At 65.2% G+C, this 19188-nt stretch carries 19 protein-coding genes; 9 read left to right on the top strand and 10 right to left on the bottom strand.

Annotation, left to right across the window (positions count from 1 at the left end):
• Window positions 1-20: 20 nt before the first annotated feature.
• Entirely contained in the window at window positions 21-839 is an 819-nt protein-coding gene (locus CXK94_RS12945) for a M48 family metallopeptidase (protein ID WP_102894637.1), read from the bottom strand.
• 292 nt (window positions 840-1131) lie between these two features.
• Between CXK94_RS12945 and CXK94_RS12940 the strand changes: the two genes are divergently transcribed.
• Window positions 1132-3261 (top strand): methyl-accepting chemotaxis protein, encoded by a 2130-nt coding sequence (locus CXK94_RS12940; RefSeq protein WP_102894636.1) that lies wholly within the window; start codon window positions 1132-1134, stop codon window positions 3259-3261.
• 292 nt (window positions 3262-3553) lie between these two features.
• Here the strand turns inward: CXK94_RS12940 and CXK94_RS12935 are convergent, their stop codons facing one another.
• Genes CXK94_RS12935 through CXK94_RS12925 form a run of 3 tightly spaced genes read right to left on the bottom strand, consistent with a single transcriptional unit; the run spans window position 3554 to window position 4625 of the window.
• Window positions 3554-4171, bottom strand: a complete 618-nt coding sequence (locus tag CXK94_RS12935; RefSeq protein WP_102894635.1) for an SOS response-associated peptidase — start codon at window positions 4169-4171, stop codon at window positions 3554-3556.
• 11 nt (window positions 4172-4182) lie between these two features.
• Window positions 4183-4443 carry a DUF2007 domain-containing protein gene (locus CXK94_RS12930; RefSeq protein WP_037039024.1) on the bottom strand — a complete coding sequence of 87 codons (261 nt, stop codon included), beginning with the start codon at window positions 4441-4443 and terminating at the stop codon, window positions 4183-4185.
• Window positions 4443-4625, bottom strand: a complete 183-nt coding sequence (locus CXK94_RS12925) for a CPXCG motif-containing cysteine-rich protein (protein WP_037039022.1) — start codon at window positions 4623-4625, stop codon at window positions 4443-4445. Before CXK94_RS12925 ends, CXK94_RS12930 begins: the two co-directional genes overlap by 1 nt.
• 268 nt (window positions 4626-4893) lie before the next feature.
• Here CXK94_RS12925 and CXK94_RS12920 point away from each other — a divergent pair, with 268 nt between their 5' ends.
• Window positions 4894-6060 (top strand): 1-acyl-sn-glycerol-3-phosphate acyltransferase, encoded by a 1167-nt coding sequence (locus CXK94_RS12920; protein WP_037039019.1) that lies wholly within the window; start codon window positions 4894-4896, stop codon window positions 6058-6060.
• A 40-nt stretch (window positions 6061-6100) separates the two neighbouring features.
• On the opposite strand, the gene CXK94_RS12915 is transcribed toward CXK94_RS12920, so the two are convergent.
• The gene (locus tag CXK94_RS12915) at window positions 6101-6373 is read right to left on the bottom strand and encodes a hypothetical protein (RefSeq protein WP_102894634.1); all 273 of its coding nucleotides are present in this window, start codon (window positions 6371-6373) and stop codon (window positions 6101-6103) included.
• 339 nt (window positions 6374-6712) lie between these two features.
• Between CXK94_RS12915 and CXK94_RS12910 the strand changes: the two genes are divergently transcribed.
• Window positions 6713-8074, top strand: a complete 1362-nt coding sequence (locus tag CXK94_RS12910; RefSeq protein WP_102894633.1) for a DUF1329 domain-containing protein — start codon at window positions 6713-6715, stop codon at window positions 8072-8074.
• 382 nt (window positions 8075-8456) lie between these two features.
• On the opposite strand, the gene CXK94_RS12905 is transcribed toward CXK94_RS12910, so the two are convergent.
• On the bottom strand, window positions 8457-9041 hold the full coding sequence (locus tag CXK94_RS12905; RefSeq protein WP_037039014.1) for a YajG family lipoprotein: 585 nt from the start codon (window positions 9039-9041) through the stop codon (window positions 8457-8459).
• A gap of 171 nt (window positions 9042-9212) precedes the next feature.
• On the opposite strand from CXK94_RS12905, the gene CXK94_RS12900 reads away from it, so the two are divergent.
• Window positions 9213-9404 carry a hypothetical protein gene (locus tag CXK94_RS12900; protein WP_037039012.1) on the top strand — a complete coding sequence of 64 codons (192 nt, stop codon included), beginning with the start codon at window positions 9213-9215 and terminating at the stop codon, window positions 9402-9404.
• A gap of 643 nt (window positions 9405-10047) precedes the next feature.
• Here CXK94_RS12900 and mqo read toward each other — a convergent pair.
• Both mqo and CXK94_RS12890 read right to left on the bottom strand, forming a co-directional pair.
• On the bottom strand, window positions 10048-11559 hold the full coding sequence (mqo, locus tag CXK94_RS12895; RefSeq protein ID WP_102894632.1) for a malate dehydrogenase (quinone): 1512 nt from the start codon (window positions 11557-11559) through the stop codon (window positions 10048-10050).
• Between the two features lie 331 nt (window positions 11560-11890).
• On the bottom strand, window positions 11891-12178 hold the full coding sequence (locus CXK94_RS12890; RefSeq protein WP_037038583.1) for a PA4642 family protein: 288 nt from the start codon (window positions 12176-12178) through the stop codon (window positions 11891-11893).
• A gap of 195 nt (window positions 12179-12373) precedes the next feature.
• Here CXK94_RS12890 and dauA point away from each other — a divergent pair, with 195 nt between their 5' ends.
• A complete protein-coding gene (gene dauA / locus CXK94_RS12885) occupies window positions 12374-14104 on the top strand; it encodes a C4-dicarboxylic acid transporter DauA (protein ID WP_102894631.1) in 1731 nt (576 codons plus the stop codon).
• Between the two features lie 52 nt (window positions 14105-14156).
• Here the strand turns inward: dauA and CXK94_RS12880 are convergent, their stop codons facing one another.
• Window positions 14157-15068, bottom strand: a complete 912-nt coding sequence (locus CXK94_RS12880) for an SDR family oxidoreductase (RefSeq protein ID WP_102894630.1) — start codon at window positions 15066-15068, stop codon at window positions 14157-14159.
• 23 nt (window positions 15069-15091) lie between these two features.
• The gene (locus CXK94_RS22640) at window positions 15092-15226 is read right to left on the bottom strand and encodes a hypothetical protein (RefSeq protein WP_256046007.1); all 135 of its coding nucleotides are present in this window, start codon (window positions 15224-15226) and stop codon (window positions 15092-15094) included.
• A gap of 565 nt (window positions 15227-15791) precedes the next feature.
• Between CXK94_RS22640 and CXK94_RS12875 the strand changes: the two genes are divergently transcribed.
• The 4 genes from CXK94_RS12875 (at window position 15792) to CXK94_RS12860 (ending at window position 19187) form a co-directional block, all read left to right on the top strand.
• A complete protein-coding gene (locus CXK94_RS12875) occupies window positions 15792-16379 on the top strand; it encodes a TIGR00730 family Rossman fold protein (protein WP_102894629.1) in 588 nt (195 codons plus the stop codon).
• 461 nt (window positions 16380-16840) lie between these two features.
• Window positions 16841-17317, top strand: a complete 477-nt coding sequence (locus CXK94_RS12870) for a DUF2726 domain-containing protein (RefSeq protein ID WP_102894628.1) — start codon at window positions 16841-16843, stop codon at window positions 17315-17317.
• A gap of 103 nt (window positions 17318-17420) precedes the next feature.
• Window positions 17421-17912 (top strand): SgcJ/EcaC family oxidoreductase, encoded by a 492-nt coding sequence (locus tag CXK94_RS12865; protein ID WP_037038575.1) that lies wholly within the window; start codon window positions 17421-17423, stop codon window positions 17910-17912.
• 186 nt (window positions 17913-18098) lie between these two features.
• Window positions 18099-19187, top strand: coding sequence for a DUF5924 family protein (locus CXK94_RS12860; protein WP_256046006.1), 1089 nt, complete (start codon window positions 18099-18101; stop codon window positions 19185-19187).
• Window position 19188 lies beyond the last annotated feature (1 nt).

Raw genomic sequence — 19188 nt, 5'->3', positions numbered from 1 at the left:
CCGGATGACAGCGGGCCGGATCAACGGCCGCTGCGGGCCTGCTCGTAGAGCGGCATGACTTTCGGAATATTGGCTTTCAGCGCCGCGGTACGGGTGCTGGACGACGGGTGCGTGCTCATGAACTCCGGCGGCGCCGAACCACCGGCCGAAGCCATCTTCTCCCAGAGAGTGAGCGCGGCGTTCGGGTTGTAGCCGGCACGCGCGGCCAGCTCGAGGCCGATCAGGTCCGCCTCGTTCTCGTTGCTGCGGCTGTTGGGCAGGGTCATCAGGTACTCCACGCCCATGTTCGCCAACTGCAGGCCGCCGGTCCCCACGCCCATGGCCGAGCCCAGCTGGGTAGCCATCTGCACGCCGTAGGCCTTGGACATAGCCTCGCGCCCATGCTCGCGCAGCGCATGGGCAATCTCATGGCCCATCACCGCGGCGATCTCGTCGTCGGTGAGTTTCAGCTTCTCGATCAGCCCGGTATAGAAGATGATCTTGCCGCCCGGCCCGCAGTTGGCGTTGAGCTCGGGGCTGTCGATCACGTTGACGTCCCAGGCCCATTGCGCCGCATCCGGACGGAACACCGAGACCTTGGCGATCAAGCGCTGGGCGATGGCATTGACCCGCTTGCTCACTGCGCTGTTCTGCTCCAGCACCCCCTTGCTCGAGGCTGCGCTGAGCGTCTCCTGATAGGACTGGGCATACATCTGGTTGACCTGTTCGGTCGACAGCATGCTGAACATGTACTGCTTGCGGTCGACGCCCACGGCGCCACCGCTGGTGGTATTGACGGCCTGACAGCCCGCCAGCAGCGCGGCGGCGATCAGCATGGGCAATGGTTGCGGCTTGAACATGGAGCTTCTCCGGGGAATCTGCGCCGTATGCTAGGGGCTGTTCCCGTTTCATCGCAAGCCGCGTCGCTGCAGCGAATGACGGCAAGCCGAACGGCACCTCACAAGGCACGCCACCCAGGCCACGGGCACTCGCGCAACGCCGCCCGGCGGCGTTCGACGCAATCCGCAGCGCAGAGCCGCTCGTGCCCCCGCGCCGGCCCGGCGCCCCGGCAACCGACAGGCGCGGCTGCAGCAATGACGAAACCTGCCGATAGCGTCAGAACCAGACGTAGCCAACAAGAGCAGCCACGCCATGTTCAGATCGATCCAGACCTCCTTCGCCGCCCTCGCCGGAGCCTGTACGCTCGCCATCATCGCGGCCCTGCTGCTCTACGCGATGGTATCCGGCATGCGTACCCAGGAACTGGTCGAGGAGCGTACCCGGGGGCTGATCGAAGGCATGGCCGAACAACGCGTGACCGCCCTGGCGCAATGGCAGGTCAGCCGCCTCCAGGCGCAGCTGCAGGAGCCGCTGCAGATCGCCATCGGCCTCGCCCGGGTCAACGCCCTGCCCGGCATGACCGATGACCAGGGCATGCCCATGGCCAACCTCACCCGCGAGGAACTGATCAATCTGGCACGGGAGACCCTGCTGCAGAACCCGGCGCTGAACAGTACGTTCATCGCCTGGGAACCCAACGGCGTGGACGCCAACGACGTGATGTACCGCGGCGACGCGCCCGGCATGCTCAATGGCCGTTTCGCCAGCTGGCTGTATCGCGACAACGGCGGCAGCGTGGTGCTCGACAGGCTCACCGACATCGAAGACACCACGCTGCTCGAGACCGGCGTACGCGCCGGCGAGTACTACCTGTGCCCGCGCGAGCACCTGAAATCCTGCGTGGGCGATCCGGCTCCCTATGAAATGAATGGTGAAAAGGCGCTGCTGTCCTCGTTCAGCGCCCCGATCATCATCGACGGCAAGTTTCAAGGCATCGTCGGCGCCGACATCCGGGTCGACTTCATCCAGCAGCTGCTCGGCGGCGTCAACGACCAGCTCTACGGCGGTGTCGGCAAGATCGCGCTAATCTCCGGCAACGGCCGCCTGGCCGCCTACAGCCACGACGCCGCCCTGCTCGGCAAACCGGCGGCGCAGATTCTCGCCCCCGAAGCCTTGAAGAGCATCGAGCGATTGCCGGTCGGCCAGGTCCACTATCAGGTCGACGAAACACGCGGCCTGATCGAGGTGTTGCTGCCCTTTTCCTTCACCGACACCGATGCCCGCTGGGTGCTGATGCTGGAACTGCCGCTGGCCGTGGTCATGCAGGACCTGGAACAGCTCATCACCGCCCTGGCCCAGGAAAACCACAGCAGCCTCGCTGCCATGCTGCTGATCGGCCTGCTGATCGCGATGATCGGGCTCGCCGCCCTCTGGCTGATCAGCCGGCGCATCACCCGGCCCCTGCGGGACATGGTGGCCATGCTCGACGACATCGGCCAGGGCGAAGGCGACCTCACCCAGCGCCTGAACATCGACAGCCGCAATGAACTGGGGCAGATCGCCGCCGGCTTCAACGCGTTCCTCGCGCGCCTGCAGGGCATGATCGGCGAGGTGGTCGGCTCGGTGCAGCAGGTCAGCGATGCCTCGGAACACACCGCCGACATCGCCATCCGCACCGACAAGGGCGTGCAGACCCAGCTGGCCGAGATCGAGCAGGTCGCCACCGCGGTGCACCAGATGACCGCCACCGCGCAGGATGTGGCACGTAACGCCAGCCAGGCCGCCGAGGCGGCGAGCAACGCCGACCGCGCCGCCAACCAGGGTCGTCATATCGTCCAGGACACCGGCTCGACCATCACCGAACTGGCCGGCGAGATCGGCCGCGCGGTGGACGTGGTGCAGGCCCTGGCACGAGACAGCGAAAACATCGACGCCATCCTGGTGACCATCCGCAGCATCGCCGAACAGACCAACCTGCTCGCCCTCAACGCGGCGATCGAGGCCGCCCGCGCCGGCGAGCAGGGCCGCGGATTCGCCGTGGTGGCCGACGAGGTGCGCAACCTGGCGCAGAAGACCCAGCAGGCCACCGGCGAGATCCAGCAGATGATCCAGCAGTTGCAGAACGGCACGCGGGACGTCGTCGCCGTGATGGAACAGAGCCAGAGCCGCACGTTGCACAGCGTCGAGCAGGCCAGCGCCGCCGCCGAAGCGCTGCTGGCGATCACCCAGGCGGTCTCGCTGATCAACGACATGAACAACCAGATCGCCAGCGCCGCCGAAGAGCAAAGCGCCGTCGCCGAGGACATCAACCGCAACGTCAACAATATCGGCGAAGTGGCCCAGCAGGTCGCCGGCGGTGCCGAGGAGGCCAGCCAGGCCAGTGCCGGCCTGACACGCCTGGCCGAGCAACAGCGCCGGCTGATCAACCAGTTCAGGGTCTGAAAGGGCCCGCAAGGCGCCGGCTTATGCAGGCTGGGTGGAGCCGCCGAGGCTGAGCCAAGCCCAACGAGCAAGGCGTCAACCATCACTTCGGCGTGGTGTTGGGCTTCGGCGCTACGCGCCTCAACCGCAACCTACGGCGTGCACTCCGTGCATATGGGCGGAGCAGCCGTAGGTTGGGTCGGGGCGCGCAGCCTGAGCGAAGCGAAGCCCAACGGGCGATGCAACAGGCGGCACATCGATGAGCGTTGGGTTGCGCCGCCGCACACCTCGGCAGAGCGCCGCCCGCCCCAGGCTACGCCGGTGTCAGGCACTCCGGCGCATCGAGCTTCGGATCGTTCACCAGCGTCGCCAGCGGGCGCTCGCGCAGCGCCGGTTGCGACTGGCCGAGCAGCGCCTGCAAGACGTCCAGCGGGGTCGTCGGATCGAGCCAGGCGGAGCGCCCCGCCTCGTCGAGCATCAGCGGCCGGCGCAGGTTCGCCGCCGGCAGGGTCACCACCGCGGCGCTCAGGTAGGTATGCCCTTCGACCGGATAGGCCTCCCACAAGGCCGCGAACCAATTCAGCGAGCCTTCGCCGGTCATCCAGTAGGGCCGCTTGCGAGCGCTACCACGCCACTCATAGAAGCCGTTGGCCGGCAGCAGGCCGCGCCGCAGGCGGAAGGCCTCACGAAACATCGGCTGCTCGGCCAGGGTTTCGGCGCGCGCCTGCGCAGGCGTGCGGGTCAGGTCGGTGAGCCAGGCGGGCGTCAACCCCCAACGCACCCGGCTCAGTTGCAACTGCTCGTCGACCTGGCGCAGCAACAGCACCGAGGCGCCAGGCGCCAGGCTCCAGTGCGGCTGCTGGTCAGCGGGGAAACCGGGCAAGGCGGCAAAATCCTGGCTCCAGCGAAAAAGGGCGTAGCGGCCACACATAGAAAGACTCGTCAGCAGATCAATTCGCCGGGGTAACTCTCCGGTTCATCGCCCGGCAACGGCTCGGCGCCATTGTACGCGGCGATCAGCTGGCGTGCCCGCTCGGCATCCTCGTCAGCCACCATCAGCCCCAGCAGCCCCGCCGCCGGCAACTCACCCATGGCGCCCAGCAGATGGCTGCCGGCCAGAAAGGCATCGATGCCCTCGCCCATCAGCATGCCGCTGAGCATCTGCGCCTCCAGCAGGTCGCGCGGTTCGTAGATACGCTGCATCACTCGTCCTCCCTGAAGGTCCCGAGTTGCCAGTGGACACCGTCGGTGCGCAGATCGAACACGATCGGCCGGCAGCACACCGGGCAATCCTCGATGTACTGCTGATCGCCACCACTGAGATCGAGCAGGGCCTCGACCGGCTCGCCACAGTACGGGCATTGATAGAGCTGTGCTTCCAGCATCGGTCCTCCACGTGACTTGTCGCTATAATCGCCGTCTCTGAGGTCCCGGTTTCTCATCGCAAGCGCGCCGAAAACCGGCAAACCCAAGAACTGACCAAGGTGCGCCTCGCAGGAGGTGCGCCGGCCGCATGCCGAAACATGGCGGGCGATCAGGCAGAGAAAGCGGTCGCTGTGCTCCGAGTATGGGCCAGACGCCCCGCCTGTTCAGCAAATTACCCGCTGTGTTCACCGCACGAGCCCGTTTCTCGCCGTTTCCTTTACAGAGAGCATGATGGACGAATTCGAAGCCATCCGACCCTATGCCGACACCGAAGTCCCGGTCGTCATGGCCCGCCTGTTCGCCGATCGGGAATTTCTCGATATCCTGGCGCACTTCCGCTTCCCACGCCTGGCCGACACCCTGGGCTGGCTGATCAAACCCATCATCGCCCGCAGGCTGCGCCGCGAGTTCGCCAGTATTCATACGGTGGACGCGTTGCAGAACAAGATCGAAGCCTATGTCGACCGCACCATCGAACGCGCCACCGACGGGGTGACCTATTCGGGCCTGGAGCAGCTGCAGCAGGGCCGCGCCTACCTGTTCCTGGCCAACCACCGGGACATCGTGATGGACCCCGCCTTCGTCAACTACGCGGTCTATCAGGCGGGCATCCGCACGCCGCGCATCGCCATCGGCGACAACCTGCTGCAGCGGCCGTTCGTCAGCGACCTGATGCGCCTGAACAAGAGCTTCATCGTCCGCCGCTCGATCACCGGGCGCCGCGAGAAACTGGCGGCCTACCAGGTGCTCTCGGCCTACATCAACCATTCGATCCGTAACGACGGCGAATCGGTGTGGATCGCCCAGGCCGAAGGCCGCGCCAAGGACGGCGACGACCGTACCGATTCGGCGATCCTCAAGATGCTGCACATGAGTCGCAAGGACGAGTCGTTCGCCGACGCGCTCGCCGCGCTGCGGCCGATTCCGGTGGCGATCAGCTACGAATACGACCCCTGCGACCAGGCCAAGGCGCGCGAGCTGTACATCCGTGCCACCACCGGCAGCTATTGCAAGGCGCCGGGCGAGGACGACGCCAGCATCGCGCTGGGCATCACCGGTTACAAGGGACGGGTCCACGTGGCCTTCGGCACGCCGATGGACAACGTCCCCGAGGACGCCAAGCAGATGGCCGCGGCCGTCGACCGCCAGATCCTCTGCGGCTACCGCCTGTTTCCCGTGCACTACCTGGCCTATCGCCTGTGGGATGGCCGTGACCCGGAGATCGAGGTGCCCAGCGCCGCCGAACTGTTCAGCCGCGAGGAAGTGGAGCGCGCCGAGGCCGAATGGGCCAAGCGCCTGGCCGCCTGCCCCAGCGTGCAGCAGCCGTACCTGATCCAGCAGTACGCCATGCCGGTACGCAATCAGTACCGACTCAATGCCGGGTTGGAGCTCTAAGAACCGCGCCCTGCCGCCGCTCGAACAGCGGCGGCGGCCGTCAGAGCAGTTGGCCGCCCCAGGAAAATGCCAGGGCCAGCGCCAGCCCGGCTAAACCGGCCCGATAGAACAGCCGATTGAGGCGAATCGCCGCCGCGTGGCCGACCTCCGCCGCCCCGGCAGCGGAATCGCCAGCCGCCAGCAAGCGCGTTGCCGCGCGCTGCTCGCGCCAGCGGGTGGCCAGCAGCAACCAGCTGCCGCACAGGGCGCAGAGCAGCGCCATGCAGTCGAGAAGAAAAACCGGGCTCATGACCAGGGGCGCCTGCAGCGACATCCAGACCTCCGCTCAGGTGTGATCGAATGTTCGACGCATCGCCGAACGCGGCCGCGCAGTCTAGCAAGCGAAACGCCACACCTGGATTTTTCCGACGGAGCGGCGGCTCGGCCCCACCATTATCAGGCTGGCTTATGGCGCCATGTTCATCGTTCAATCTTGACTTATAGTCCTCCCGACCTTCACCCTCGCCATACCTCGAAGCGGCAAGCTAGAGCGCGTGCGGGCCGACAGCCAGGCGGGGCTGCGGCATGCATCGGCTCTACGGATACGCCGATCGACGCCCGCTCGCCGCAAGCGCCGCGGGGGAACAGCTATTCAGGAGCACAGGACCAGATAATGAAAAAAACAATACTCACAATGGGGGCCCTTACGCTGTCATTCCTGGCCAGCAGTGCCATGGCAGCCGTATCCGAATCCGAGGCGGCCAGGCTCGGCAACGCGCTGACACCGGTCGGCGCCGAAATGGCCGGCAACGCCGCCGGCACCATCCCGGCCTGGACCGGCGGCCTGCCGCAGGATGCCGCCCCGATCAGCGCCGACGGCTTCGTCGGCGACCCGTTCGGCGCTGACAAGCCGAAATTCACCATCACCGCGCAGAACTACGAGCAATACAAGGACAACCTGAGCCCCGGGCAGATTGCCATGCTCAAGCGTTATCCACAGACCTATCGCCTGCCGGTCTTCGAAACCCGCCGCAGTGCCGCCATGCCGCAGCACATCTACGATGCCGCCGCGCACAACGCGCGCCAGGCCAACCTGGTCCGTGGCGGCAACGGCCTGGAGAATTTCCAGACCGCCGTCGCCTTCCCGATCCCCAAGGATGGCCTGGAAGTCATCTGGAACCACATCACCCGTTACCGCGGTAGCTCGGCCCGGCGCCTCGTCGCCCAGGCCACGCCACAGGTCAACGGCAGCTACAGCCTGGTCAAGTTCATCGACGAGGTGGTCTACACCGACACCCTTACCGACTACAACCCGGAGAAGCACGGCAACATCCTGTTCTACTTCAAGCAGCAGGTGACCGAGCCGTCGCGCCTGGCGGGCAACGTGCTGCTGGTGCACGAAACCCTGGACCAGGTGAAGGAGCCGCGCATGGCGTGGATCTACAACGCCGGCCAGCGCCGCGTGCGCCGCGCGCCCCAGGTCGCCTATGACGGCCCGGGTACCGCCGCCGACGGCCTGCGCACCTCCGACAACCTGGACATGTTCAACGGTGCACCGGATCGCTACGACTGGAAACTGGTGGGCAAGAAGGAACTGTACATCCCCTACAACGCCTACCGCCTGGATTCGCCCGAACATAAGTACGGTGACATCCTCAAGGCCGGCCACATCAACCAGGACCTGACCCGCTACGAGCTGCACCGCGTCTGGGAAGTCGAGGCGACGCTGAAAACGGGCGAGCGCCATATCTACGCCAAGCGCCACTTCTTCATCGACGAGGACACCTGGCAGGCCGCGATCATCGACCACTACGACGGTCGCAACCAGCTCTGGCGCGTGGCCGAGGCGCACAGCACCTACATCTACAACGTGCAGGTCCCGCTGTATGCGATGGAGACGCTCTACGACCTCGTCTCCGGCCGCTACCTGGTCATGGGCATGAAGAACGAAGAGAAGAACCCCTACACCTACAACTACAAGGCCAACTCCAACCAGTACACCCCGGCGGCCTTGCGCAACTCCGGCGTACGCTGAGCCCGGCCTCACTACACCGCCAGAAGCCCCGCCCCGCGCGGGGCTTCTGCATTTCAACAGGCGATAAGCACCAGCAGTTGCTCATAAAAGGCTACGCCCCTTACGTGTCGCAGGGCCTTGCTGGACATATTCGGCCGAAGCCTTGCAACAGCCGCTGATCGGGCGCTCGCGGGTAGGTGGCGCTGAGCGCCGCGAAGCCCAACAGGCTGGCATGGGCACGAATACGTTGGGCTTCGCCGCTATGCGCCTCAACCCAACCTACAGGCCCGAGCCAACCTGCGCCCGACGTTCGACGCACATGCGATGCGCGAGCGGGACATGGTCATAAAAAACCCGTCTCGATGAGACGGGTTCATGGTGACGTCCGGGGAGCGGGGCGGCGCTATTCGGCCAGCAGGCGACCGATGCTCTCGTCGCGGAATACGCGGGTCAGCGCATCGCTCAGGACATCGCTAACCAGCTTGGTGTTGGTCTGCTCGTTGGGCGCCATGCCGAAGCGCTGGTTCAACGAAGCACCATAGCGACCGTTGTAGCGCTTGCCGGAATTCTGTACCTCGACCCGCAGGGTGGCGCCGATGTTGGCTTCGGTCACATACAGGCCTTCCTTGGGCGACTGGTACTTCAGTTCGGCCAGCGTCAGGGTCAGCTGCGGGGCGTTGTAGGCATTCGGTGATGGCGTGAAACCCAGCAGCCGAACGGCCGCTTCGGTCTGCGCCTGCAGTTTGGGAATGATCTTCTCGCTGGGCACGATCACCGCGCTGGTTTCCGGATACAACCCGCCGCGGGTGCCCAGCGTCGGCGAGGCACGACCGTCGACGACCCGCACCACCACGGGCTGTCCCTGGCCGACAGGATTGATGGTACCGCCGAGTTTGGGACTGGGATCGAGCTGCTGGGGGCTATGGGCACAGCCGACCAGGCTCACTCCAAGGACAGTGACAAGACCGAACAACAGGCGCCGCAGCATGCTGTTTTCTCCAAGGTTAGGGAACGACGAACGCCGGGCAGTATACCCAGCGGCGCAGCCAGCCGACAGTGATGCGATTCAGACCGGCTGCGACACCGGCACGTTCCTTCATCCGCCTGTCACGGATGTCTGCGATAAAGGCGGCGATGTCACAGCCATGAGCGCCACTCCATGCGATTGCTTCCCGCCCTGCTGCGCCGCCGCGCACTCCGTCACTATGCCCTGCTCGATGAGCAGGGCTGCTGTCGCATGCTGTTCAGCAGCGCCGCCAGACCGCAGGGGCCACGCTGGGTCGAGGTGGTGGAGGTGCGGCTGGGTTGGATCGGCCGGCAGTTGCCGGCCGACGCTACGCGCGCGGCTTGATCGGCATGTGAGGTTCTCTGCAGATTATCGTGAGCAGAGACAGCTGATACCGGACTGGCAAGATTGGGTGTGTTGAATGAAAGTTTTGCTTTCACTGGCGTTTAGCGAGTTGCTTGAGAGATTGGTTTCGCCCTGCTGGGCGACTCACTTTTTTCAGTCGCGAAAAAAGTAAGCAAAAACGCTTGCCCCTGCATCCGGCCCTGCGCTTCGCTCCGGGTCCGTTACTCGCTTCGCTCGCCCTCCGGGCCAGCCTGCGGCTGTTACTCCGCTACGCTCCGTTTCGCTCCATCGCCGCTCCAGGGGCACGCCGCGAAGGGACGTCCCTGTCCCTTCGCGTCTCTCGCGGCGTCCATGCCGCTCAACCCCCTACGCAACGATTCCGCTCACCCTCCTGAAGGGGCCTTTGGCGTCGCCTGATAGTTCGTGCATCGAGCAAAAAGCAATAATTCTCGATCTTCCAGGCGACTCGGGCGAAACCAGAAGTGTCAGCACACTCGGTAAGCGCCTTGATCGCCGAGGTTCAAGCCCAAACCAAATGGCAGTAACACCCAAACTTGCCAGTCCGGTATCAGCACCTAACATCCATAAAAAAGCCCCGCACCATTCAATGCAGGGCTTTTCCATTCAACCGGAACGATCAGGCTCAGTCGACCAGGCCCAGGCGCTTATCCGCCATTGCACTGATCTCACGGTACGCCACCGCATCATTCTGCAGCGTGGTCTCGCGAGCCGGGAAAATCTCGCCCAGCTTGCTCGCCCAGGCCTGCGAGCGATACTGCTCGGGGAAGCAGCGCTCGATCAGATCCAGCATGATCGACACGGTGACCGAAGCGCCCGGCGAAGCGCCGAGCAGCGCGGCGATGGTGCCGTCCTTCGCCGCCACCAGTTCGGTGCCGAACTGCAGGATGCCGCCCTTCTTCGGGTCCTTCTTGATGATCTGCACCCGCTGGCCGGCCACTTCCAGGCGCCAGTCCTCGGCCTTGGCCTCGGGGTAGAAACCGCGCAGGGTTTCCAGGCGATCGTCCATGGACTGCATCACTTCCTTGATCAGGTAGCGGGTCAGGTCCATGTTGTCGCGAGCCACCGCCATCATCGGGCCGATGTTGCTCGGGCGGATCGACAGCGGCAGATCCATGAACGACCCGCGCTTGAGGAACTTGGTGGTGAAACCGGCGTAGGGCCCGAACAGCAGGGACTTCTGGCCATCGACCACACGGGTGTCCAGGTGCGGCACCGACATCGGCGGCGCGCCGACCGCGGCCAGGCTGTAGACCTTGGCCTGGTGCTGCTTGACGATTTCCGGATTGTCGCAGCGCAACCACTGGCCGCTGACCGGGAAGCCACCGAAGCCCTTGCCTTCCTCGATGCCGGACATCTGCAGCAGCGGCAGTGCCGCGCCGCCGGCGCCGAGGAAGACGAAGCCAGCCTGCACTTCGCGCGAATCGCCAGTGCGGGTGTTCTTGATGTCGACCTTCCAGCCGCTAGCGGTGCGGTCGAGGCCAGTGACCTTCTGGTTGTAGGACACCTTGACGCCGGTGTTGCGCGACAGGTAGCTGAGCAGCTGGCTGGTCACCGCGCCGAAGTTGACGTCGGTGCCATTCATGGCGCGGGTCGCGGCGATCGGCTCGTCGGCGGCACGGCCCGGCATCATCAGCGGCATCCACTCGGCCAGGGTCGCGCGGTCCTCGCTGTATTCCATGTCGGCGAAGGCATGGTGGGTCTTCAGCGCGTCGAAGCGGCGCTTGAGGTAATCGATGTTCTTGCTGCCGCGCACGAAGCTCAGGTGCGGCACGGAATTGATGAAGTCGCGGGGAGAGCCGAAGCCCTCGCGGTCGGCCAGGTAAGCCCAGAACTGCTTCGAGACTTCGAACTGGGTATTGATGAGCACGGCCTTCTTGATGTCGATCGTGCCGTCTTTGCTGTCCGGGGTGTAGTTCAGCTCGCACAGCCCCGCATGGCCAGTACCGGCATTGTTCCATGGATTGGAACTCTCGATGGCCCCGGACTCCTGCAGCTCGACGATTTCCAGCTTGATATTGGGATCGAGTTCCTTGAGCAGTACCGCCAGGGTCGCACTCATGATGCCGGCTCCCACCAGCACCATGTCCACTGCTTCACTATCGTGTTGCGTCATCAACGCGTTCTCCAGAATCACAGCATTAAACTGTCGTGACCGCAGTACGCGGCCGCGTAAAACCCACCAGCCAGACGGTCGGGAACGGAGCATGGTTCCCATACCGCTGCTCGGGAGCATGTGCCCGAGAACAGGCGTCGAACATCACCTGCCAGCTGTCGGAAGGGCGGCTTTTGGCCTCCTTCCCCTCGCTGCGATCCATCCGGAGCGGGCCTTGCCCAGTGCTCTACGGCGACGCGGCGAGAAAAACGATTGTGAATCCTGCTTGCGAGCCCGGCCGCTGCGCGCGGCTCGCAGTCCGCGCGCTGGCGACTATGCTCGATACTTCGATACGAAGCGGCGCCCCTTCGGATCAGCCGCGCATGGCCTCGACCAATTCGATGTAGGGCCTGGCGTGACGCTGGTCGGCGACCAGGTCGATGAAGTCCTGCCCCTTGGCATTCCGGGCGCCGAGGTCGTAGCCGGCCGCCACGAAGAAACCGAGAAAGCGCTCGAAGTCATCGAGGCGCAGGCCACGATAGGCCTTGACCAGCTTGTGCAGCGAAGGGGGCGTGTCGTCAGCCGGCTCAGGCTGCAGAAACAGCTTGATCGACTCGTCCGCGATCTCGTCGCCAATCACCTGTTTCTTGTCTTTACGCATGTCGCCTCCGCTCCACGGGGTATCACGGGGGCGGCAGTTTACTCCTCGAAGGCGGCTCACTCAACGCGCCAGGGCCGCTTGCGACCAAGGTCGTACATCGCCGCCCTCGCCGGCCGAGCGATCTTTCAGGGGACACAAAAAGCAGCTTGCTTCCGCGCCTATAATGGCGCTTTGCGCACAAGGAGCGTCCCCGGCATGAAGTTCCCCCCCCTCTTCGCCGCTTGGCGCCAGGCGCTACGCCTGGGATACGGAGCCCGCGCCCTGCGCGGCGATATCAGCGCGGGCCTGACCGTTGGCATCATCGCCATCCCGCTGGCCATGGCGCTGGCGATCGCCGTCGGCGTGGCGCCGCAGCATGGTCTGTATACCGTGCTGATCGCCGCTCCGCTGATCGCCCTGACCGGGGGGTCGCGCTTCAACGTCTCGGGGCCGACCGCCGCCTTCGTGGTGATCCTGCTGCCGATCACCCAGCAGTTCGGGCTTGGCGGGCTGCTGCTGTGCACCATGCTGGCCGGCCTCATCCTGATCACCCTCGGCCTGCTGCGCGCGGGGCGCCTGATCGCCTTCATTCCCTATCCCGTCACCCTCGGTTTCACCGCGGGCATCGGCATCGTCATCGCCACGCTGCAGATCAAGGACCTGTTCGGGCTGATGCTGCTGGAACAGCCGCAACACTATGTCGAGCAGGTCGCCCTGCTGGTGCGCTCGCTGCCCGGGGCCCGGCTTGGCGACACCCTGGTGGCGGCGATCTGCCTGGCGATCCTGATCATCTGGCCGCGCTGGGTACCCAAGGTTCCCGGACACCTGGTAGCGCTGACCGTCGGCGCGCTGGTGGGGCTGGCCCTGGAGTCCTCCGGGCTGCCGGTCGCCACGCTGGGAGAACGCTTCAGCTATACCCTCGACGGCGTTAGCCACCCGGGTATCCCGCCGTTCCTGCCGGACTTCGCCTGGCCATGGCTGCTGCCCGGGCCGGATGGCCAGCCGCTGCAGCTGAACTACGATCTGTTCCATCAGCTGCTGGCGCCGGCCTTTGCCATCGCCATGCTCGGCGCCATCGAGTCGCTGCTCTGCGCGGTGGTGGCCGATGGCATGACCGGCAGCAACCACGAGCCGAATGGCGAACTGATCGGCCAGGGCCTGGGCAACCTGATCGCCCCGTTGTTCGGCGGCATCACCGCTACCGCCGCGATAGCCCGCAGCGCCACCAACGTGCGGGCCGGGGCGTTTTCACCGCTGGCGGCGATCATCCACGCCGGCGTGGTGCTGGTGGCGATCCTCTGGCTGGCGCCGCTGTTCAGCTACTTGCCGATGGCCGCGCTGGCGGCGTTGCTGGTGATCGTGGCCTGGAACATGAGCGAAGCGCCGCATGTGCTGCACGTGCTGCGCATCGCGCCGCGCAGCGACGTGCTGGTGCTGCTGACCTGCCTGGTGCTGACCGTGCTGTTCGACATGGTGCTGGCGGTGGGCGTCGGCCTGCTGCTGGCCGCCGGCCTGTTCATCAAGCGCATGAGCGAGCTGACCGACACCACGGTGCTTTCGCGCGATCAACGCAAGCTTCTCCAGGATATGCCCGAGCACGTCGCCACCTATGCCATCCGTGGCCCGCTGTTCTTCGGCGCGGCGGAAAAGGCGCTCGGCGCGTTGCGCCGCTTCAACCCCGAGGTCAAGGTCGTCATCGTCGACGTCAGCGCGGTACCGATGCTGGACATGACTGCCCTGGCGGCGCTGGAAAACGTGCTGGTGGATTACCGCAAGCTGGGCGTCACCCTCATTCTCAGCGGCAGCAACGCGCGGGTGCGCCTGAAATTGCGCCGCGCCGGCATCCACCGGCTGGAGGGGCGGCTGCTGTACGTGCGCGACCTGAGCCAGGCCCGCGAAAAGGCGATGCGCCTGCTGCAGCCGGACGCGCTGACGGCGCCGGCCTGACCCTGCGCCGGTGCCTCCCCGCCCAACGGAAGGCGCCGGCCGCCACCATGCCTCAGCCGGCGTGCTGCTGCAGGTTGGCCATCATTTCCCGGAGCGCCTCGATGTTGTCCGCCGGGTGTGCGGCATTCTCGAAGTCGCAAATCCGTTGCCAGTGTGCGGCGACATCTTCGGCATCGAAGCCGGCCCGCGGATCGAAGCCCATGCCCAGGCTGCGCTCCCAGCGCACCTTGCCCATCCAGCCGCCACCGACCTCGAACAGCCCGGCGGTGTCCTGGCAGCGCTCGCTGGCCAGGTACACCACCAGCGGGCTGACCAGCTCCGGCTTGAGCTGCTCGAATACCTGCGGCGGGATCAGCCCTTCGGTCATGCGCGTCGCGCCGGTGGGCGCGATGGCATTGACCAGGATATTGCTCTTGCGCCCTTCCAGCGCCAGGGTGCGGGTCAGCCCGTAGAGGCCGAGCTTGGCCATGCCGTAGTTGGACTGGCCGAAGTTGCCGTAGATGCCGGACGTCGAGGCGGTGAAGATCACCCGGCCATAGCCTTGCTCGCGCATGTGCGGCCATGCGGCCCGGGTGACCTTGTAGGCGCCTTCGACATGTACGCGATAGACCAGGTCCCAATCGGCATCCTCCATCTTGTGGAAGGTCTTGTCGCGCAGGATGCCGGCATTGTTGACCACCACATCGACACGGCCGAAGGTATCCAGCGCCTGCTGCACGATCCTGCCGCCATCGGTCACCGAGTCGTGGTTGGCCACTGCGCTGCCGCCAGCCTGGCGAATCTCCTCTACCACGCGATCGGCGGCGGAACTGCTGGCCCCCTCGCCCTGGGCGCTGCCGCCCAGATCGTTGACCACGACCCTGGCGCCATGACGGGCGAACAGCAGCGCATGTGCGCGGCCAAGCCCGCCACCGGCACCGGTGACGATCACAACCTTGTCTTCGAAGCGGATGGCTTCAGTCATTCGGGGCTCCTTCAGCGGATTTTTCATGGGACGGTTTCGTCGACCGGGCGAGTGTCGGCGAGGGCCCAGGCACCCACAACCAACTGGCCGCGAATGAATGCCGGAGCATAAGACAGCGGGATGATGCGATGGACGATGGCAGCCACGTCCACCGTCATGAGCATTTTTCATTCAATCCGGCTCAACCCCCGTCAAAACGGCTCCACAGGCATCTTTACCCAAACAAACCACAGAGTTTTCCACAGCTTCCGGGGATAACCTCGGCCATTGCATGTCGCCCTTTTGATAGCTTCCCACTGTTCGTCAACATGACGACAACCCCCCTGTAGCGCGGCATCCAGCCGCATCCCCAGTTATCTGGGCAAAAAATGTACGCACCACGCCAGCCCCGATGAGCACTCGCTCGCAGCGGCTCTTCCCAAGCTTATCCACAGATTGCTGCACAGAGTTCGGGGATAAACCCAAGCAGTCACGATAGCCATCGTCCTATCGCGACGATGTTCAGAATCAACGGGCCGGCTAGCCGGAGCGCCCATACCATGGGCTCATCAACCGCGGAGGAGCCTGACCATGTTCAGCCACAACCTGTTCGAATGCCTGTTCGCCGATTACGCCTCGGCGGTCAGCGGTGCCTGGGTCGATCGATGATCTCGCCGGGGGCACCGCTTGGCCCCGGTCGCCGCGCGGCGTAACCTGCGGGCAGTCCCTGCAACGGAGTCAACGATGTCCCTGCGTTCCATTTGCGTTTTTTGCGGCGCCAGCACGGGCGCCAACCCGATCTATGAACAGGCCGCCCGCGAACTCGGCCGCACCCTGGCAGCCAATGGCATCACGCTGATCTATGGCGGCGGCGCCGTGGGCCTGATGGGGGTGGTGGCCAACGCCACCATGGAGGCCGGCGGCGAAGTCGTCGGCATCATCCCCCAGAGCCTGAAGGATGCCGAAGTCGGCCATACCGGACTCACGCGCCTGGAAGTGGTCGACGGCATGCACGCACGCAAGGCCCGGATGGCCGAGCTGTCGGACGCCTTCATCGCTCTGCCCGGCGGCCTGGGGACGCTGGAAGAGCTGTTCGAAGTCTGGACCTGGGGCCAACTCGGCTATCACAACAAGCCGCTCGGCCTGTTCGACGTCAACCACTTCTACAGCAAGCTCAGCCACTTCCTCGACCATCTCGTCGAGGAACGTTTCGTGCGCGGCGCCCATCGCGACATGCTGCAGCGCAGCGATTCGGCGCAAACGCTGCTGCGCCTGCTCGAGGATTGGCAGCCGACCGTGCACGCCAGGTGGGAAAAAACCGCGCCGGCATGATCGACCGCGCCGCGGTGCAGGAATGCCCGTGCAACGGGCATTCCGTCGAGCTGAGCAAAATTCAGCCAGTGACGCCAAGGCGGCAAAGATATGGGGCTTCGCGACGTCTTTGCCCGCTTTATCCACAATGACGTCCACAATAACCGGGGATAACCCATCGCCAATGGCGAGGACGCCTGCGGTTCTTTCCCTTCTCATGCCGGCTGGAGCTTTTTCCTTCGACAAACAAGGCATTGAGCGAAATTTGAGCAGATTCTTCAAGACCTAGTGCTGCAAGGTCCAGCGCCTTCATTCCCATGCTTATCCACAGAAAGCTGCACAGCTGTAGTGGATAACGGAGGAAACCATTTCCGCGCTCTGCACTCCACCATGGTAGACAACCAGACAGGAGGCCGCATGAACGATCGCGCCATTGAGTCCGCACGCAGGCTGGTGCCGCCGGCAGGACGAGGCCGCCCCGGATGAGCTGGCTCGCCTTGACGCTGGTGGCCTTCGTCTGCTTCGTGCTGGTGTTCTTCATCAAGAACCGGCAGCTCAACCATCCGGCATTGCAGTTTCCCTATCGCCTCAAGGAGCCCCTGTTCGCCCCGGCCGAGCGTGAACTGCTGGCGACGCTGCAACGCAGCGCCGGCGACGACTACCTGATCCTCGCCAAGGTAGGCGTCGCCGATGTCGTCGAGGTCACCGCCCTCGCGCGCAGGGCGTACTGGTACCGGGCGACCAACCGGATCGCCGCGCAGCGCTTCGATTTCCTCCTGTGCCGCAAGCGCGACCTGGCCGCCGTCTGCGCGCTCAAGCTGGACGAGCCACAGGCCGCGGACGATTTCCTCGACCAGCTGTGCCGGACCGTCGATCTGCCGCTGATTCGCCTCTCGCCCGAGGCCGCCGGCTCCTTCCGTGAGGTCCGCGAAGCGCTGGACCGGGCAATGCTTCATTAGGGGATGGAATGTCGACAGGCCTGGGCGGTCACAGTCATGCGCGAAGGCGCAGAACCGCAGCGGCTCCTGTTCCGCAATCGACCCCTCCACCTCGAGTAATGCAATGAAATACGCACTACCCCTGCTCTTGCTTTCCCTGTCCCCCATCGCCGCACAGGCCGAAGATCGAGCCTGCCATACCATCGACGAGCAGCAGGTCGCCGCTCTCTTCGACCGCTGGAACGACGACGTGCAGTCGGGCGATCCGCAGCGCGTGGTCGACAACTATGCCCCCGGGTCGTTGCTGCTGCCGACGGTATCCAACACCCCGCGCCCGACTGCAGCAGGCAAGCTCGACTATTTCAGGCATTTCCTCGCCTTGCAGCCGACCGGCGAGGTCGTCTCGCGGATGATCCAGATCGACTGCAACAGCGCGCTGGACACCGGCCTCTACGATTTCCACCTCGGCGATGGCAGCACCGTCCGCGCACGCTATACCTTCACCTACAAATGGCACGACCCCGCCGGGCAGTGGCTGATCACCAGCCATCACTCCTCGGCGCTACCGCAGCCAGCGGAGCGGGTTCACGAGGACGGCGAAGCTTCGCCGAACTGATCCGTTTCCACCGTGCCGGCGCCGCCGCGGGACGGCGCACGCGCGGAAAATGACGAAAACCTCATCGCTCGGCACACGACTCGGTCGCGGCCGGGGCACAATGGCAGGCGAGCGGCGCCCAGCACATTTGCACCGCCCCTGCCGTACCCGATACTGGTAACAAGCCTCTACCCGGAACGCCGCTTCATGCAGTTCAAGCCTTTGCTGTCACGCCTGTTCGAACTGGCCAGCCGCCTGATCCGCCGCTATCCGGGGACCATCGCGCTGTTCGGTTTCTGTTCCGGCGTGGCCAGCTTCCTGCTGGTCGAACGGCATGCCGGCCTGGCCAAGGTGGTGGCGCTGGTCATGCTGGTCAGCTGGCTCTGGCTGGTGCTCGAATCCAGCCTGCGCCGCAGCCTGCAGCGCAGGTTCGGCTGGCAGGTGCCGCCACCATTGCTGCGTTACGCGACGCAAATGGTGCACCAGGAAAGCCTGTTCTTCATCATTCCGTTCTTCGTCATCACCACCACCTGGAACAGCGGTCAGGCCTTGTTCACCGGGCTGCTCGGCGTGGCGGCGCTGATCTCGCTGATCGACCCGCTGTACTACAGGTGGCTGGCACCGAGGCGCTGGCTCTACCTCGGCTTCCATACCCTGACACTGTTCGCGGTGCTGCTTACCGCCTTGCCGATCATCCTCCATCTCTCCACGCCGCAGAGCTACCAGCTGGCACTGGCGGTCGCCGTGCTACTGGCGCTGCCGAGCCTCAGCGGCCTGTTCCCGCGCTGGAGCTGGCGCAACGTGCCGGGCATCGTGCTGCTGGCCGTGGCGCTCGGCGGCGCGGGCTGGCTGGGGCGCACCTGGGTGCCGCCGGCTACGCTCTGGCTCACCGATGTCGCGGTGACCATGAGCCTCGATGACCGCCAGCGCAAACCGGGCCAGGGCCTGCGCCAGCTGAACAGCGCCGAGCTGAAGGCCAACGGGCTGTATGCCTATACCGCGATCAATGCGCCGCGTGGCCTGAAGGAACGCATCTACCACGAATGGCTGCACAATGGCCGGCAAGTCGACCGCATCGCCCTGGACATCAGCGGCGGTCGCGAGGCGGGCTATCGGGCCTGGACCCACAAACGCAATTTCCCTGCCGCACCGGCAGGCCGCTGGCGGGTACGGGTGGTCACCGAGGCCGGGCAGATGATCGGCATGTTGCGTTTCCAGGTGACCGATCAGGGGCCTGCGCGGCCAGCGGGATCAACCCAGGTACGAATGGGACAAGCCCCCGGCGAGGCCCCATGAC

The organism is Stutzerimonas stutzeri, from assembly GCF_002890915.1.
Taxonomy (GTDB): domain Bacteria; phylum Pseudomonadota; class Gammaproteobacteria; order Pseudomonadales; family Pseudomonadaceae; genus Stutzerimonas; species Stutzerimonas stutzeri_AF.
The sequence above is the reverse complement of the archived record's forward strand: the minus strand, read 5'-3'. Positions and strand labels throughout refer to the sequence as shown.

What these genes read in the sequence shown, in the direction of transcription:
- CXK94_RS12945 (WP_102894637.1), bottom strand. Translation starts at nt 839, where the DNA reads ATGTTCAAGCCGCAACCATTGCCCATGCTGATCGCCGCCGCGCTGCTG.
- CXK94_RS12940 (WP_102894636.1), top strand. Translation starts at nt 1,132, where the DNA reads ATGTTCAGATCGATCCAGACCTCCTTCGCCGCCCTCGCCGGAGCCTGT.
- CXK94_RS12935 (WP_102894635.1), bottom strand. Translation starts at nt 4,171, where the DNA reads ATGTGTGGCCGCTACGCCCTTTTTCGCTGGAGCCAGGATTTTGCCGCC.
- CXK94_RS12930 (WP_037039024.1), bottom strand. Translation starts at nt 4,443, where the DNA reads ATGCAGCGTATCTACGAACCGCGCGACCTGCTGGAGGCGCAGATGCTC.
- CXK94_RS12925 (WP_037039022.1), bottom strand. Translation starts at nt 4,625, where the DNA reads ATGCTGGAAGCACAGCTCTATCAATGCCCGTACTGTGGCGAGCCGGTC.
- CXK94_RS12920 (WP_037039019.1), top strand. Translation starts at nt 4,894, where the DNA reads ATGATGGACGAATTCGAAGCCATCCGACCCTATGCCGACACCGAAGTC.
- CXK94_RS12915 (WP_102894634.1), bottom strand. Translation starts at nt 6,373, where the DNA reads ATGTCGCTGCAGGCGCCCCTGGTCATGAGCCCGGTTTTTCTTCTCGAC.
- CXK94_RS12910 (WP_102894633.1), top strand. Translation starts at nt 6,713, where the DNA reads ATGAAAAAAACAATACTCACAATGGGGGCCCTTACGCTGTCATTCCTG.
- CXK94_RS12905 (WP_037039014.1), bottom strand. Translation starts at nt 9,041, where the DNA reads ATGCTGCGGCGCCTGTTGTTCGGTCTTGTCACTGTCCTTGGAGTGAGC.
- CXK94_RS12900 (WP_037039012.1), top strand. Translation starts at nt 9,213, where the DNA reads ATGCGATTGCTTCCCGCCCTGCTGCGCCGCCGCGCACTCCGTCACTAT.
- CXK94_RS12890 (WP_037038583.1), bottom strand. Translation starts at nt 12,178, where the DNA reads ATGCGTAAAGACAAGAAACAGGTGATTGGCGACGAGATCGCGGACGAG.
- dauA (WP_102894631.1), top strand. Translation starts at nt 12,374, where the DNA reads ATGAAGTTCCCCCCCCTCTTCGCCGCTTGGCGCCAGGCGCTACGCCTG.
- CXK94_RS12880 (WP_102894630.1), bottom strand. Translation starts at nt 15,068, where the DNA reads ATGACTGAAGCCATCCGCTTCGAAGACAAGGTTGTGATCGTCACCGGT.
- CXK94_RS22640 (WP_256046007.1), bottom strand. Translation starts at nt 15,226, where the DNA reads ATGACGGTGGACGTGGCTGCCATCGTCCATCGCATCATCCCGCTGTCT.
- CXK94_RS12875 (WP_102894629.1), top strand. Translation starts at nt 15,792, where the DNA reads ATGTCCCTGCGTTCCATTTGCGTTTTTTGCGGCGCCAGCACGGGCGCC.
- CXK94_RS12870 (WP_102894628.1), top strand. Translation starts at nt 16,841, where the DNA reads ATGAGCTGGCTCGCCTTGACGCTGGTGGCCTTCGTCTGCTTCGTGCTG.
- CXK94_RS12865 (WP_037038575.1), top strand. Translation starts at nt 17,421, where the DNA reads ATGAAATACGCACTACCCCTGCTCTTGCTTTCCCTGTCCCCCATCGCC.
- CXK94_RS12860 (WP_256046006.1), top strand. Translation starts at nt 18,099, where the DNA reads ATGCAGTTCAAGCCTTTGCTGTCACGCCTGTTCGAACTGGCCAGCCGC.